The organism is Micromonospora sp. IBSANI012 (genome assembly GCF_052814045.1).
Genome location: NZ_CP199933.1, coordinates 5,694,008 through 5,709,339 on the forward strand (window position 1 = coordinate 5,694,008; position 15,332 = coordinate 5,709,339).

A 15,332-nucleotide genomic window follows, 5' to 3' on the forward strand; every position below is an offset into this window, starting at 1 on the left:
GCGCCGCGCCCGGGGCGTCGGGCGTCACCACGCTCACGTCCGATTCCCGCGAGCCATCGGCCTGACCAGCGGGCATCATCGGTGGCGTGGAGTTGGACTTCGAACGGTGCTATCGGGCCGTGGACAGCCGTGACCAGCGCTTCGACGGCTGGTTCTACACCGGCGTGACGTCGACCGGGATCTACTGCCGGCCGTCCTGCCCGGCGATGACGCCGAAGCGACAGAACGTCCGGTTCTTCCCGTCGGCCGCCGCCGCGCAGGGCGCCGGGCTGCGCGCCTGCCGCCGCTGCCGCCCGGACGCGGCGCCCGGCTCGCCGCAGTGGGACGTCCGGGCCGACGTGGTGGGCCGGGCCGTCCGGCTGATCGCCGACGGGGTGGTCGACCGGGACGGCGTACCGGGGCTGGCCACCCGGCTCGGCTACACCGAGCGGCACCTGCACCGGATGCTCCGCGCCGAGTTGGGCGCCGGCCCGCTGGCGCTGGCCCGGGCCCAGCGGGCGCAGACCGCCCGCACCCTGATCGAGACGACCGGGCTGGGCATGGCGGAGATCGCCTTCGCGGCCGGGTTCGGCAGCGTCCGGCAGTTCAACGACACGGTCCGCGAGGTCTTCGGCACCGCCCCGTCGGAGCTGCGGGTGGCGCGGGGCGGCCGGCCGGTGGCGGGCGGCGCGGGGACGATCACCCTGCGGCTGGCGTACCGGCCACCGCTGCACGCCGCCGCGCTGCTGGATTTCCTCGCGGTCCGCGCGCTGCCGGGCGTGGAGGAGGTACGCGACGGGACGTACCGCCGGGGGTTGCGACTGCCGCACGGCGCCGCGGAGGTGGCGTTGACCCCGGCGGCCGGCCACGTCTCGGCGACCCTGCGCCTGGCCGACATGCGCGACCTGGCCCCCGCGGTGGCCCGCTGCCGCCGGCTGCTCGACCTCGACGCGGACCCGCAGGCCATCGACGAGACCCTGGCCGCGGACCCGGCTCTGGCGGCTGCGGTGGCGGCCGAGCCCGGCATCCGCCTGCCCCGCGCGGTGGACGGCTTCGAGGCGGCCCTGCGCGCCGTGGTCGGCCAGCAGGTCTCCGTCCGCTCCGCCCGCACCACTCTCACCCGCCTCCTCACCGCCGCCCCCATCCCGCAGCCCCCCGTCGATCACGAGGTCGACGGCGATGTGGACCTCCATAACCCCGGTCACCCTCATGAGCGGCCGGGGCTGCGGGGGTTCCTCCGGGCGGAGGAGGTGGCGGGGTTGCCGGACTCGGCGTTCGGGATGCCGGCGGGGCGGCGGGAGACGGTGCGCGCGCTGGCCCGGGCCGTCGCCTCCGGCGAGATCGACCTCGACCCGGGCGGGGACCGGGAGGACGTGGTCCGGCGACTGACCGCCGTACCCGGGATCGGACCGTGGACCGCCGGCTACGTGGCCATGCGCGCCCTCGGCGACCCGGACGTCCTGCTCCCCACCGACCTGGCGGTACGCCGGGGCGCCGCCGCCCTCGGCCTGCCCACCGACCCGAAGACCCTCGACACCCACGCCGAACGCTGGCGCCCCTGGCGCTCGTACGCGGTGATCCGACTCTGGAGAGCAGCATGAGCATCGACAGCACCGTCATCGACACCCCCGCCGGCCCGCTGAGCATCCTGGCCGGCCCGGACGGGGCCGTCCGGGCGGCCGGCTTCACCCCGGCACCGGAGAACCTGCTCCCGCTGGTGCACCCGAGCCTGCGCGGGGCGCTGCGGCACCGCACCGACCTCGGCCCCGTCACCGTCGCCGTCCGGTCCTATCTGGACGGCGACCTGACCGCCATCGACGGGGTGCCGGTGCGGCAGCACAGCGGCGGGGCTTTCATGACCCACGCCTGGGAGGTGCTGCGCGAGGTGAAGCCGGGCGAACCGGTGACGTACACCGGGTTCGCCGGGCTGGCCGGCCGACCGGCCGCCGTACGGGCGGCGGCCGCCGCCTGCGCCCGCAACGCCGCCGCCCTCTTCGTCCCCTGCCACCGGGTGCTGCGCACCGACGGCACCCTCGGCGGCTACCGCTGGGGGCTGGACGTGAAGACCTGGCTCCTGAACCACGAGCGCCGGGAGCAAGGAGTGACGGAAAGATGACACAAGCGTGATTCACATTTGACGCTAACGTCGGGTAGTGCCTGCGGAGAGCGACGGCAACCCGGCGACCCCGGTTGACGCCGGACCCCGTCCGCTGCACAACCTCTGGCGACTACGGCGCTACCTGCGCCCGTACGCGGGCGAGTACTGCTGGCTGCTGCTCGCGGCGCTGGCCGCCACCGCGGCCAGCCTGGCGGTGCCGCTGGTGGTGCAGCGGGTGGTGGACGGCCCGATCGCCCGGCACGACGCCGACGGACTGCTCCGCCTCGGCGGCCTGGCCCTGCTGCTCGGGCTCGCCGAGGCGGTGCTGATCTTCATCCGGCGGTGGACCCAGTCCTCCTCCTCGGTGGGCATGGAGTCGGCGATCCGCGCCGACATCTACGCCCACCTGCAACGACTCCCGGCCGGCTTCCACGACCGGTGGCAGTCCGGCCAGCTGCTCTCCCGGATCACCAGCGACCTGTCGGTGATCCGCCGGTTCCTCTCCTTCGGCCTGCTCTTCCTGGTGCTCAACCTGGTCACCTACCTCGCGGTGGTGGCCCTGCTGATCCGGCTGCACGGCCCGCTGGGCCTGCTGGTGGCGGCCAGCGCGGTGCCGCTGTTCCTGATCAGTCGCCGGTTCGCCCGGCACTACCACGCCGCGTCCCGCCGGATGCAGGACCAGCAGGGCGACGTGGCCACCCTGGTCGAGGAGACCGCGCAGGGCCTGCGCACCATGAAGGCGTACGGGCGGGGGCCGGAACTGGCCGCCCGGTTCGGCGCGCGGGCCCGGGCGCTGCACGACACCGGCGTCGACAAGGCCCGGCTGCTGGCCCGTACCTCCGCGCTGTTCGACCTGGTGCCCAACCTGACCCTCGGCGTGGTGCTGGTCTGCGGTGCGGCGCTCGCCGCCCGGGGCACCCTCACCATCGGCGAGCTGGTCGCCTTCGTCAGCCTGCAACTGATGCTGATCTGGCCGGTGCAGTCGCTGGGCTGGATCATCGCCAACGCGCAGGAGGCGGCGACCGCGGCCGACCGGATCCAGGAGGTGCTGGACACCCCGCCGTCCATCGTGGACGCGCCGCACGCGGTCACGCTCGCCCCGGCGTCGGTGCGGGGCCGGCTGCGCTTCGAGGGCGTCTCGTTCCGCTATCCGGGCGCTCCCGAGCCGGTGCTGCGGGAGATCGAGCTGACCGTGGAGCCGGGCGAGACGCTGGCGCTGGTGGGCGCGACCGGCAGCGGCAAGAGCACCCTGCTCTCCCTGGTGCCCCGGCTGCACGAGGTGACCGGCGGGCGGATCACCCTGGACGGGCACGACCTGCGCGACCTGCGGCTGGCCTCGCTGCGCCGGCTAGTCGGGGTGGCCTTCGAGGAACCGACGCTGTTCTCCATGTCGGTCTGGGAGAACCTCACCCTGGGCCGCCCGGACGCCGACGAGGAGGAGGTCCGGGCCGCGCTGGCGCTGGCCCAGGCCGACTTCGCGTACGACCTGCCGTGGGGGCTGGCGACCCGGGTCGGCGAGCAGGGACTGTCGCTCTCCGGCGGGCAGCGGCAACGGCTCGCGCTGGCCCGGGCGGTGCTCGGCCGGCCCGCGCTGCTCGTGCTGGACGACCCGCTCTCCGCCTTGGACGTGCACACCGAGGCGCTGGTCGAGGCGGCGCTGAGACGGGTGCTGCGGGACACCACCGCGCTGCTGGTGGTGCACCGCCCGTCGACCGTCGCGCTGGCCGACCGCGTGGCGCTGCTCGACGGGGGCCGGATCGCCGCGGTGGGGCGGCACTCCGAGCTGCTCGCCACCGTGCCGGCGTACCGGGCGGTGCTCTCCGCCGAGCCGAACTCCGCGCACGGCCTGGTGCGCTCGTGACACCTCGGCTGCCCCGGCAGCGGGCCGAGCCACCGGAGGAGTCCCGCTGGCGGGGGCTGGCCACCGACCCGGACGCCGACCGCAGCCGCGCCGAGGACACCGCACCCGAGGCGGTGGCCCGGCTGCGCGCCCGCAGCCGGGTGCTGTTGGGTGAGCTGCTGCGCCCGCATCGGGGCCGGTTGGGCCTGGCGGTGGGCCTGCTGCTGGCGCAGAACGCGGCCGCCATGTCCGGGCCGTACCTGGTCATGCTCGGCATCGACCGGGCCATCGCGCCGCTGCGGGCCGGCGACGCGCGCCCACTGGCCGCCGTCGCCGGCGCCTTCGTGGTCGCGGCCGTGACCGAGTACGCGGCCCGGCGCGGCTTCCTCACCCTCTCCGCGCGGATCGGCCAGGCCGTCCTGCTGGAGCTGCGCCGGCGGGTGTACGGGCACTTCCTGCGCCTCTCCGTCGGCTTCCACGAGCGCTACACCTCCGGCCGGATGGTGTCCCGGCTGACCAGCGACCTGGAATCCATCGCCGAGTTGGTCGACGGCGGCATCGACAGCCTGGTGACCGCCGCGCTGTCGGTGCTCTCCGTGGCCGCCATCCTGCTCTGGCTGGACCTGCCGCTGGCCGCGGTCACCCTGCTCGCCTTCCCGTTCCTCTACCTGCTGTCCCGCTGGTTCGCCCGCGCGTCGGCCGACGCGTACCGCCGCAGCCGGGAGGCGGTGGCGCTGGTCATCGTGCACTTCGTGGAGTCGCTGCGGGGCATCCGCGCCGTGCAGGCGTACCGCCGGGAACCGCGCAACCAGCAGATCTTCGGGGCGGTCAACGACGGATACCGGCGGGCCAACCTGCGGGCGTTCCGGCTGATCGCCACGTACTCACCGGGGATCAAGGTGATCGGCAACGTCACCGTGGCGGTGGTGCTCGGGTACGGCGGCTGGCGGGTGCTCGGCGGCGCGACGGAGGTGGGGGTGCTCGCCGCCTTCCTGCTCTACCTGCGCCGCTTCTTCGAGCCGATGCAGGAGCTGAGCCAGTTCTACAACTCGTTGCAGTCGGCGACGGCGGCGCTGGAGAAGCTGGCCGGGGTGCTCGACGAGCGGCCCGGCGTACCCGAACCGGCGCAGCCGGTGCCGCTGCCCACCGGGCCGGGGCGCGGGGCGGTGGCGTTCCGGTCGGTCTCCTTCGGCTACCGGCCGGGCACGCCGATCCTGGTCGGGCTGGACCTGCGGGTGCCGGCCGGGCAGACGGTCGCGCTGATCGGGCCGACCGGGGCGGGCAAGTCCACCGTCGCCAAGCTGCTGGCCCGCTTCCACGACCCGGACAGCGGCAGCGTCGAGCTGGACGGGATCGACCTGCGCGACCTGGCCGACCCGGAGCTGCGCCGCGCGGTGGTGCTGGTGACCCAGGAGAACCACCTGTTCAGCGGCACGGTGGCGGAGAACATCCGGTTCGGCCGCCCCGGCGCCGACGACGCGGCGGTGCAGGCCGCCGCGCGGGCGATCGGCGCGCACGACTTCATCGCCGCGCTCCCCGACGGGTACGCCACCGAGGTGCACCGACGCGGCGGCCGGCTCTCCGCCGGGCAGCGGCAGCTCGTCGCGTTCGCCCGGGCGTTCCTGGCCGACCCGCGGGTGCTGATCCTCGACGAGGCGACCTCGTCGCTGGACGTGCCCACCGAGCGGCTGGTGCAGCGGGCGCTCGCCACCGTGCTGCGCGACCGCACCGCGCTGGTGATCGCGCACCGGCTCTCCACCGTCGAGACCGCCGACCGGGTGCTGGTCCTCGACGGCGGCCGGGTGGTGGAGGACGGACCGCCCGCGCGACTCGCCGCCGCCGGCGGCCGGTACGCCGCCCTGCACCGGCAGTGGCGCGACTCGCTGGTCTGACCGGGTCGGGCCCGACCCGGCGCCGCCAGGATCTCAGTCCAGCCGCTGGCCGGTGCTGGTATCGACCGGCGGTTCGCCCGCCGCCGTCGGCGCCGAAGCGGCCAGCGCCAGCCGGCGGGACAGCATGGTCAGCACCGCCACCAGCACGCCGAACGCCCCGACCAGCACGAACGTGGTCGGCACCGGCACACCGGGGTCGGCGGTCACCAACGCCAGGCCGGCGAAGGGCAGCAGCGTGGCGGCGCCGGTCAGCAGGGCGGCGACCCAGACGGCCAGCAGCCCGAGCGGTGATTCCCCCGAGGGCTCCGGCCGCAGCCCCGCCCGGGCCAGGCCGTACCCGAGGGCGAGGCCGGCGCCGACGGCCGCGACCGCGACGTGGGCCGGCAGGCCCACCGGGGCGCCCCAGCGGGCACCGTTCACCGTGTCGGCCACCACCCCGGCGGCGGCGACCAGCACGAGGCCGACGGCGTCCCCGCCCACCGCGCCGCCCCGCCGGGCCCACCGGGTACCCACCAGGATCGCCGGAGCGCTGCACAGCAGGATCGGCACGATGTTGAGCCCGGGGGGGTAGGGCAAGGCCAGCAGGGTCGCCGGGCCGAGCCCCAGCCCCACCGCCACCTGACGGACGCCGTCGACGCCCCAGGTGCGTGCCGCGTAGCCGAGCAGCAGCAGGGCGGTCAGCAGCCCGACGGCCAGCAGTGGCAGCGTGCTCGGCGACTCGGGCAGGGGTCGGCGCAGATTGCGGGCCAGGTCCGCCGTCACGTCGTCGACCAGGGCTCGGCCCAGGGCACCGGCGAGCACGGTGGACCCGGCGGTGAGCCCGATCGCCAGCACCGCGCCGGTCCGGGGACGCCGACCCGGCGATTCGGCGAGGAAGCTGCCGCCGGCCAGGGCGGCGGTGCCGCCGAGGGCCGACAGGACGGCGAGCCAGAGCCACCAGTCGAGGACCGGGGCGTACGGGTCAGGCCCCCGCCCGACGGGCATCCCGGCCAGCGGCGCCAGGGCCACCCCCACCGCGAGCGCGGCGATACCGACGTGCCGCAGCGGACGGGCGAGCTGGACGAGGCCCAGCAGCGCGCCGCCGACCGCCAGTCCGACCCCGGCGGCCCCCGCCAGCACGGCGAGGCCGTCGGAGAGAGTCGTGGCGGGAAGTCCGGTGACCGCGTCCTGGCCGCCTCCGGTGGCCAGGTCGGCCGCCCCGACCACGAGCAGCCCGGCCACCGCCAGCCACCAGCCGGCCACCCGGATCGCGAGGACGGTCAGCCCCAGTGCGAGCAGCAGGACGGCCGGTGCGAACGCCGCCAGGGCCGCCGGGAGACCCGCGCCGCCCGGGGCGGACAGCAGGGAGAGCCCCTGGGTGCCCAGCACGTACCCCACCGGCAGCGCCGCGGCGACCGCGGCCAGCCGGCTCCGCCGCGACCTGGGTCGTGGGTCTGCCACGACGTCCATGCTGGCCTCCTTCGACGGGTGGTGGCTGATGCTGACACGCCGGTCGCCCCGGGCGCTGCCCCGAGACGGGCAAACCCGGAACCGATCACCCCGCTAGACTGCCGGTCGTCGATCGGCCCGGCGCTCGCGTCAGAGGGCGAAGTCCGGTGGGACCGGTCGAGCACCGCCGAACACACGGGGAGGTTGCGGCGTGCGGATTCGACGACGAGTGGTTGTCGCGGCAGCGTTGGTGATCAGCACGGTGGGCGCGGGGACTGTCGCGCTGACCAGGGAGGGCGACGCCGGTGCCACACCGACCGCCGTCTCGGCGGCCGGCGAACTGTCGGCGACGGCCGGTGCCGCCCCGGCGGACACGCCGCCCAGCGCGGACAGCGGCATCGGCAGCAGAGCCGGCGCGGGGCGCTCCACCGTGGACACCCGGCCGGTCACGGCCGTCGGGCGGCCCGCCGGGGAGGTGGCGAAGGACGCGCCCGCCTCGGTGGCCTACCTGAGCGACCGCTACCGGATCACCCAGGACGAGGCGGCCCGCCGGGTCGCTCTCCAGGAGCTTTCCGCGCCGCTCGCGGCCACACTCGCCACGAGGTACCCCACCGAGTACGCCGGCATGTGGCTGGACCAGGCCGGCGGCGGCGTACTGACCATCGCGGCCACCGACCCGGCCCCGGTCGCGAAGGCGGTCGCCGGGGTGCCGGACGCCACCCACGTCACGGTCGTCCCGGTGCGCCACTCGCTGCGCGAGCTCACCGAGGCGGCGGCCCGCGTGGCCGGCGCGCTGGGCGTGACCGCGGGCACCGACGTGGTGGTCGACGAGCAGGCCAACGAGGTCCTGGTCCTCACCGGCGGCGCGGTCGCGGCGGACGACGCCCGGCTGGCCGGCGCGATCGAGGCCGCCGGGGTGCCGGCCCGGACCCGGCAGCTACCGGCCGCGGTGGAGAAGTCGTGCGACCCGCGCTACTGCGCCGAGGCGCCGATGCGTGGCGGCATCCGGCTGGACGTGCCCCGGGACGACGGCACGGTCGGCGGCTGCACCAGCGCCTTCAACCTGCGGGCGCGATCCGGGCGGTACTACCTGCTGACCGCCGGGCACTGCGTGGTCGGCGGGCGACACCAGCTCGTGGACCGGACCTGGCACCAGTTCCTCGGACCGAAGGTGCCGGTCGGCGTGGAGTCGACCGCCCCGGTGCTGGCCGAGAACACCACCGCGTACGACTACGCGGTGATCCCGTACCAGGATGGCGCGATCGACCGGTGGGCGTACCCGCGGCGGAGCGGCGGCGACCAGGCCAGCCTGGTCAACTACTGGTGCGTGACGGACAACCCGGCCTGCGCCACCAAGGGCAGCCACGACGTGAAGATCACCGGGTACACCGCCTACAGCGCGGTGCAGATCGGTTGGGTCGTCTGCGCGACCGGCTCGGCGTACACGCCCAAGGCGGGCGAGGTGTACGTCGACTCGGGGGCGGGCGCCGGTTACGTCCCCGGCACCCGCTGCGGCACGGTCACCAACAAGACCAACGGCCGCATCGGTGTGCGGGTCTGCGCCCGCCCCGGCGACAGCGGCGGCCCGCTCTTCACCGAGTCCGACGGCCGGGCGCTCGGCATCCTGAACGACGGCGACCCGGGCAGCGGCGCCTGCACGAACCCGAACGAGCAGAACTTCTACATGCCGGTCTCCACCATCCTGGACCGGGTGAACGCCAACACCGGCCTCGGCATCCAGCTCGCCACCCGCGGCCCGCTGCTCAACCCGATCGGGTCCTCGAACCGTTAGGCGACACCCCGGATAAGCCGTGGGCAGGGCGACGCGGGCTGCCTACGATCGACGGATGACTGATACGGCGAGGACGGCCCGCGCCGGCGTCCCCGAGCGTCCGACCCTGGACGGGCTCGAGGAGACCTGGTCGCGCCACTGGCAGGAGGAGGGCACGTACGCGTTCGACCGCTCGAAGGCGACCGTCCGGGGGCGCAGCGCGGCGTCAGACGCGCCGAGCCCGGATGGTCGTAGGTCGGACGTGTACGCGATCGACACCCCGCCGCCGACCGTATCGGGCGAGCTGCACATGGGGCACGTCTTCTCGTACACGCACACCGACATGGTGGCCCGCTTCCAGCGGATGCGCGGCCGGACGGTCTTCTACCCGATGGGCTGGGACGACAACGGCCTGCCCACCGAACGGCGGGTGCAGAACGTCTACGGGGTGCGCTGCGACCCGTCGCTGCCGTACGACCCGCACTGGCAACCGCCGGCGACGCCGGTGAGCGAGGAGCGGCGGAAGGACCCGACGCCGATCGACCGGCGCAACTTCGTGGCGCTGTGCGAGCGGCTGACCGCCGCCGACGAGCAGGTCTTCGAGGCGCTGTGGCGGCGGCTCGGGCTGTCGGTGGACTGGTCGCTGACGTACACGACGATCGGGCGGGTGGCGCGGGCGACGAGCCAGCGGGCGTTCCTGCGGAACCTGGCCCGGGGCGAGGCGTACCAGGCGGAGGCGCCGACGCTCTGGGACGTCGGCTTCGCCACCGCGGTGGCCCAGGCGGAGCTGGAGGACCGGGAGCGGCCCGGGGCGTACCACCGGCTGCGGTTCACCGGGCCGGGCGGGCGCGAGGTGCTGATCGACACCACCCGTCCGGAGCTGCTGCCGGCCTGCGTGGCGCTGGTCTGCCACCCCGACGACGAGCGGTACGCGGACCTGGTGGACCGCTCGGTACGTAGCCCGGTCTTCGCCGTCGAGGTGCCGGTGCGCGCGCACCCGGTGGCGGACCCGGCCAAGGGCACCGGCATCGCGATGGTCTGCACCTTCGGCGACCTGACGGACGTGACCTGGTGGCGGGAGCTCCAGCTGGACACCCGGGTGGTGATCGGCCGGGACGGCCGGCTGCTGCCGGAGCCGCCGCACGGGGTGCCGGCCGAGCCGTACGCCGCCCTGGCCGGGCAGACCGTCAACGGGGCCCGGCGGACCATGGTGCAGCTGCTGGCCGACGCCGGTGACCTGGTCGGCGAGCCGCGCGCGATCACCCACCCGGTGAAGTTCTACGAGCGCGGCGACCGGCCACTGGAGATCGTCTCGACCCGCCAGTGGTACCTGCGCAACGGCGGGCGGGACGCCGGCCTGCGCGAGCAGCTGCTGGCCCGGGGCGGGGAGCTGCGCTGGGTGCCGGAGCACATGAAGCACCGGTACGACCACTGGGTGGGCGGGCTGACCGGTGACTGGCTGGTCAGTCGGCAGCGCTTCTTCGGGGTGCCGGTGCCGGTGTGGTACCGGCTCGACGACGTTGGCGAGCCGGACTTGTCCCACCCTCTCACACCGGACGAGGCGATGCTGCCGGTCGATCCGTCCAGCGATCCGGCGCCCGGTTTCGAGGAGTCGCAGCGCGGGCTGCCGGGTGGCTTCGTCGGCGACCCGGACGTGCTGGACACCTGGGCGACCTCCTCGCTGACCCCGCAGATCGTCGGCGGGTGGGAGACCGACCCGGACCTGTTCAGCCGGGTCTTCCCGATGGACCTGCGCCCGCAGGGGCAGGAGATCATCCGGACCTGGCTCTTCTCCACCGTGGTCCGTGCCCACCTGGAGCACGGCGTGCTGCCCTGGCGGGACGCGGTGCTCTCCGGCTGGATCCTCGACCCGGACCGGAAGAAGATGTCCAAGTCCAAGGGGAACGTGGTCACCCCGATGGCGCTGCTGGAGCAGCACGGCTCCGACGCGGTGCGATACTGGGCGGCCAACGGCAAGCCCGGCATGGACCTGGCCTTCGACCCGGCGCAGATCAAGGTGGGCCGGCGGCTCGCCACCAAGCTGCTCAACGCCTCCCGGTTCGCCCTGGGGCTGGGCGCCGCGGACGCGTTGCGCGCCCCGGCGACCGCGCCGCTGGACACCGCCATGCTCGCCGAACTCTCCGGCGTGGTCGCCGCCGCGACGTCCGCCTTCGACGCGTACGACCACACGGCGGCGCTGCAGGTCACCGAGGCGTTCTTCTGGCGGTTCTGCGACGACTACATCGAGCTGGTGAAGGAGCGCGCCTACGGCTCCGGGCCGGGTGCCGAGTCGGCACGGGCGGCGCTGGCCACCGCGCTGTCGGTGCAGTTGCGGCTCTTCGCCCCGGTCCTGCCGTACGTGGCCGAGGAGGTCTGGTCCTGGTGGCGGTACGGCTCGGTGCACCGGGCCACCTGGCCGACCACGTACGAGGTGGGGCGGGCGGTCGAGGGCCCTGCCGACCCGCAGCTGCTCCGGCTGGCCGGGGACGCGCTCGGCCAGGTGCGCCGGGCCAAGTCGGAACGGAAGCTGTCCATGAAGGCGGAGGTGCCGCTGGCCGAGGCGCTCGGCCCCGCCGCCCTGCTGGAGCAGCTCACCCTGATCGCCGACGACCTCCGCGCCGCCGGCCGCATCGCCAAACTCGACCTGCTCCCCGACCGCACCCCCGAGCTGGTCATCGCCTCCGCCTTCTAACCCCCACCCCCACCCGCGAGATGCGCGCACTTTCAGAGAAAGAGTGGCCATTCAGCGCGCTGAGGCCACTCTTTCTCGGAAAGTGCATCCCGGGGTCAGCTGGTTTCGCCGGCCATGGAGAAGGAGCGGAGGCGGTCGATCGCCAGGACGGTGAAGCCGACCGCGACGACGCCGGTCAGCACCGCCGCGACCGGGACGGAGACGGTGGTCGACAGGAGGTCGGTGGGGGCCATCCGGTCGGCCATGGCGATCACCCACTGCTGGATCGAGAGCACCTTCGTGCCGCGGACGAAGTTGCCCAGCAGCCCCTCCCAGATCAGCACGTAGACCAGGCCGAGCAGGACCGGCCGCCGGGTGAGCAGGCTCAACGCCAGGAACAGCGCCGAGTACGCCAGCGCGCCGAGCGCCGACGCGGCGGCGAGGGCCAGCCCGAGGCGTACCGAATCGGCGAGCACGCCCGCGACGAAGAGCGGCACGGCGACGGTGGTCGCGCTGACCACGGTGGCCACCGCGAGCTTCGGCAGCACGATCTGCCAGCGCGGCAGCGGCTTGGTGAGGATGTGCACGACGGTGCCGTCGTCGATCTCGGCCCCGAGCACGCCGGTGCCCACGATCAGGGCGACCACCGGCAGCACCACGGCCAGGCCGAGGCCGACCAGCACCGGCGGCCCCCAGTCAGCCGGCTGGACCCCGAGCGACCGGCAGAGCATCGCCAGCCCGAGCAGCAGGAGCGGCAACGGCAGCAGGATCAGGAAGCGACGCCGGCCGAACAGCCCGCGCGCGGTGATCCAGGAAACGGTCGACATCAGGCCTCCACCAGGTAGGAGAAGACGCTCTCCAGGGACTCGTCCTCGGGCAGCAGCTGCCGGACCCGGACGCCGTGGGCCAGCGCGATCTTCGGCAGCGCCCGGGTGAAGGCGCCGTAGTCGCCGGCCTTGACGGTCAGGCCGGTGCGGTCCAGCTCGACGCCGGTGACCGAGGGCTCGGCCATCAGCGCGACCGCCAACGCCCGGTCGTCGGTGGAGCGGACGGTGAACACGTGCGGCCGGTTGGTCATCAGCCGGCGGATGGTCCGGAAGTCCCCGGAGGCGGCGAGCCGGCCGGCCACCATCACCTGCACGGTGCCGGAGACCTGCTCGACCTCCTCCAGGATGTGCGAGCTGAACAGGATCGTCCGGCCGGCGTCGCCGAGGGAGTGCAGCAGCCCCATCATGTGCAGTCGCTGGCGCGGGTCCATCCCGTTGAACGGCTCGTCGAGCAGCAGCACCTGCGGGTCGTGCACCAGCGACGCGGCGACCCGGGCGCGCTGTCGCATGCCCTTGGAGTACGTCCCGATCCGCCGGTCCTGGGCTCCCTCCAGCTCGACCAGGGCGATCGCCCGTCGGGCTGCCGCCGCCGGATCGGGTAGCCGGTGCAGCTTCGCGCTGGCCAGCACGAACTCGTACGCGGTGAGGAAGGTGTGCACCGCCTCCCGCTCGCTGACCAGCCCGAGCCGGCGGTAGACCTCCGGGTGGCGCCAGGTCGGCTCGCCGTCCAGGGTCACCGCGCCCCGGGACGGGGCGAGGAAGCCGGCCATCATGTGCAGCAGGGTCGTCTTGCCGGCGCCGTTCGGCCCGAGCAGGCCGGTGACCCCGGGGCCCAGCCGCATGGTGATGTCGTTGACCGCCACCACGTTGCCGTACCAGCGGGACACCCCGGCCAGGTCGAGGGTGCTGGTGGCGGTGGTCGGGACGCTCGCCGTGGGATCGGCGCTGATCGTGGTCATTGGGCGGCCACCTTCCGGTATCGCAGCAGCAGCAGGGCGACGCAGCCGGCGACCAGCAGCACGGCGGCGAGGGCGTAGACCGGGCCGAAGCCGCCGATGTCCGGTCCACCCTGGTCCTCGGAGACCAGCAGGTCGCCCAGCGACCAGATGCCGACCCCCTGCACGATCGTCGACGGCGAGCCGAGTCCGGCCAGTTCGTTGACGGTGCGGGAGGGCAGGATGGACAGGGTGCCGACGATCGGGGTGGTCATCAGGAAGACCGCCACGATCCCGCCGGCCGCGAATGCCCGCTTGCCGGTGAGCGAGGCGACCAGCAGGCCGACCGAGGCGAAGACGACCGCCCAGAGGCCGGCGTAGAGCAGCCCCGGCAGCAGGTCGAGCAGCTCGTTCCAGACGCCGCGCATCCCGTCGCCGGTGGTGAACGCCGCGCCGAGGAACATCACCAGCTGCGGCGCGCCGAGCAGCAGCCAGAGCGCGCTGACCAGGGCCAGCAGCTTGGCCAGGGCGTAGTCGCCGCGCGGCAGCGGTCGGGAGAAGTACAGCGGCAGCACGCCGCTGCGCAGGTCGCGGGAGACCAGTTCCGGCGCGGCCACCGCGGCGAAGAAGATGACCAGCCAGCTCATCGAGTCGGCGAACTGGGCGTACGTCATCACCACCTCGCCGATCTGGCTGCGGACCGCGGTGGCGCCGGCGGCCACCAGGGTGACGATGCCGACCACCAGCCAGGGGAAGATCTTGGCCTTGGCGCTGCGGCCCAGCCCGAAGGCGGTCCGCAGGCCGTGCAGGTAGAGCGCGCCGAAGACGTGCCGGCGGCCGAGGCGGGGGCCGGTGTAGCGCTGGTAGCCGATGTCGTGGATGACGCCGGTCGGCTCAGACATGGCTGGGCTCCCTCGTGGCGAAGAGTTCGGCCACCCGGTGCCGCCGCTGGTCGAGCCGGTGCAGCGGCAGGTCCAGCTCGGCGACCGCGCCGAGGATCAGGTCGTAGGTGGCCTCGTCGGCGAGCGGGACGAGCAGCATCCGCCCGTCCCGGCTGACCGGCAGGTCGAGCGCGGCGAGCCGGGTGGCCAGTTCGTCCGTCCCCTCGCTGACCTCGACGGCGAGCACGTCGGTGGCGGAGGTCATGGCGGCGATCGGGCCGGCCCGCAGCAGCCGCCCGCCGTCGATGGCGACCAGCGTGTCGCAGATCCGCTCCACCTCGCCGAGCAGGTGCGAGCAGACCAGCACGGAGATGCCGAACTCGGTGCCGATCCGGTGCACCAGCGCGAGCATGTCGTCCCGGCCGGCCGGGTCGAGGCCGTTGGTCGGCTCGTCGAGCAGCAGCAGGTCCGGGTCGTGCACCAGGGCCTGGGCCAGCTTGACCCGCTGCTTCATGCCGGTCGAGTAGCCGCCGACCGGCCGGTAGCGCTCCTCGTAGAGGCCGACGTGCCGCAGCGCCTCGGACGCCCGCTCGCGGGCTGTCGTCCGGGGCAGTCCGCTGATCCGGCCGAGGTGGGTGACCAGCTCGGCGGCGGTGAGATCGGGCGGCAGCGCGTCGTGCTCGGGCATGTAACCCACCCGGGCCCGTACGGCCGCCGGGTCGGTGGTCGGGTCGAGGCCGAGGACGGAGACCCGGCCGCTGGTCGGGGCGAGCAGGCCCAGCAGGATCTTGATCAGGGTCGACTTGCCGGCGCCGTTCGCGCCCACCAGGCCGATGATCCCGGGCTCCACCGCGACGGTCAGGTCGGCCAACGCGGTGACCCGACCCCCGTACGTCTTGGTCAGCGACTCGGTCGCTATGAGTGTCACGCCCGTCAGCGTAGGAAGCCGACGCCCGTGGGGGTATCAGGAATCGCCCGGGGTCGCCCCTGAGAACCCGTCCGGGGGACAC

10 protein-coding genes and 2 pseudogenes are annotated in these 15,332 nt (G+C 74.4%); 7 read left to right on the forward strand and 5 right to left on the reverse strand.

Annotated features, from left to right (window positions below; genetic code table 11):
* Positions 1–86 precede the first annotated feature (86 nt).
* The 5 genes and pseudogenes from ACTWM8_RS26305 to ACTWM8_RS26325 all read left to right on the forward strand — a co-directional run.
* A pseudogene (locus ACTWM8_RS26305) lies at positions 87–1,113 on the forward strand (bifunctional transcriptional activator/DNA repair enzyme AdaA); the annotation flags it as partial.
* An 86-nt stretch (positions 1,114–1,199) separates the two neighbouring features.
* A pseudogene (locus ACTWM8_RS26310) lies at positions 1,200–1,580 on the forward strand (DNA-3-methyladenine glycosylase family protein); the annotation flags it as partial.
* Entirely contained in the window at positions 1,577–2,095 is a 519-nt protein-coding gene (locus tag ACTWM8_RS26315; RefSeq protein ID WP_446211322.1) for a methylated-DNA--[protein]-cysteine S-methyltransferase, read from the forward strand. The pseudogene ACTWM8_RS26310 and the gene ACTWM8_RS26315, both read left to right, overlap by 4 nt.
* Before the next feature lie 37 nt (positions 2,096–2,132).
* Positions 2,133–3,938 carry an ABC transporter ATP-binding protein gene (locus ACTWM8_RS26320; protein WP_446211323.1) on the forward strand — a complete coding sequence of 602 codons (1,806 nt, stop codon included), beginning with the start codon at positions 2,133–2,135 and terminating at the stop codon, positions 3,936–3,938.
* Positions 3,935–5,809 carry an ABC transporter ATP-binding protein gene (locus ACTWM8_RS26325; protein WP_446211324.1) on the forward strand — a complete coding sequence of 625 codons (1,875 nt, stop codon included), beginning with the start codon at positions 3,935–3,937 and terminating at the stop codon, positions 5,807–5,809. The genes ACTWM8_RS26320 and ACTWM8_RS26325 overlap by 4 nt, the downstream gene beginning before the upstream one ends.
* Before the next feature lie 33 nt (positions 5,810–5,842).
* On the opposite strand, the gene ACTWM8_RS26330 is transcribed toward ACTWM8_RS26325, so the two are convergent.
* Complete coding sequence (locus ACTWM8_RS26330) at positions 5,843–7,258, reverse strand: hypothetical protein (RefSeq protein WP_446211325.1); 1,416 nt, start codon at positions 7,256–7,258, stop codon at positions 5,843–5,845.
* A gap of 229 nt (positions 7,259–7,487) precedes the next feature.
* On the opposite strand from ACTWM8_RS26330, the gene ACTWM8_RS26335 reads away from it, so the two are divergent.
* Both ACTWM8_RS26335 and valS read left to right on the forward strand, forming a co-directional pair.
* Positions 7,488–9,029, forward strand: a complete 1,542-nt coding sequence (locus tag ACTWM8_RS26335) for a trypsin-like serine protease (protein WP_446211326.1) — start codon at positions 7,488–7,490, stop codon at positions 9,027–9,029.
* Positions 9,030–9,084: 55 nt separating this feature from the next.
* Positions 9,085–11,700 (forward strand): valine--tRNA ligase, encoded by a 2,616-nt coding sequence (gene valS / locus ACTWM8_RS26340; RefSeq protein ID WP_446211327.1) that lies wholly within the window; start codon positions 9,085–9,087, stop codon positions 11,698–11,700.
* A gap of 95 nt (positions 11,701–11,795) precedes the next feature.
* On the opposite strand, the gene ACTWM8_RS26345 is transcribed toward valS, so the two are convergent.
* Genes ACTWM8_RS26345 through ACTWM8_RS26360 form a run of 4 tightly spaced genes read right to left on the reverse strand, consistent with a single transcriptional unit; the run spans position 11,796 to position 15,250 of the window.
* Positions 11,796–12,506 (reverse strand): ABC transporter permease subunit, encoded by a 711-nt coding sequence (locus tag ACTWM8_RS26345; RefSeq protein ID WP_446211328.1) that lies wholly within the window; start codon positions 12,504–12,506, stop codon positions 11,796–11,798.
* Entirely contained in the window at positions 12,506–13,465 is a 960-nt protein-coding gene (locus tag ACTWM8_RS26350; protein ID WP_446211329.1) for an ABC transporter ATP-binding protein, read from the reverse strand. The genes ACTWM8_RS26345 and ACTWM8_RS26350 overlap by 1 nt, the downstream gene beginning before the upstream one ends.
* A complete protein-coding gene (locus ACTWM8_RS26355) occupies positions 13,462–14,343 on the reverse strand; it encodes an ABC transporter permease (protein ID WP_446211330.1) in 882 nt (293 codons plus the stop codon). The genes ACTWM8_RS26350 and ACTWM8_RS26355 overlap by 4 nt, the downstream gene beginning before the upstream one ends.
* Positions 14,336–15,250, reverse strand: coding sequence for an ABC transporter ATP-binding protein (locus ACTWM8_RS26360; RefSeq protein ID WP_154942083.1), 915 nt, complete (start codon positions 15,248–15,250; stop codon positions 14,336–14,338). Before ACTWM8_RS26360 ends, ACTWM8_RS26355 begins: the two co-directional genes overlap by 8 nt.
* Between the last annotated feature and the right edge of the window lie 82 nt (positions 15,251–15,332).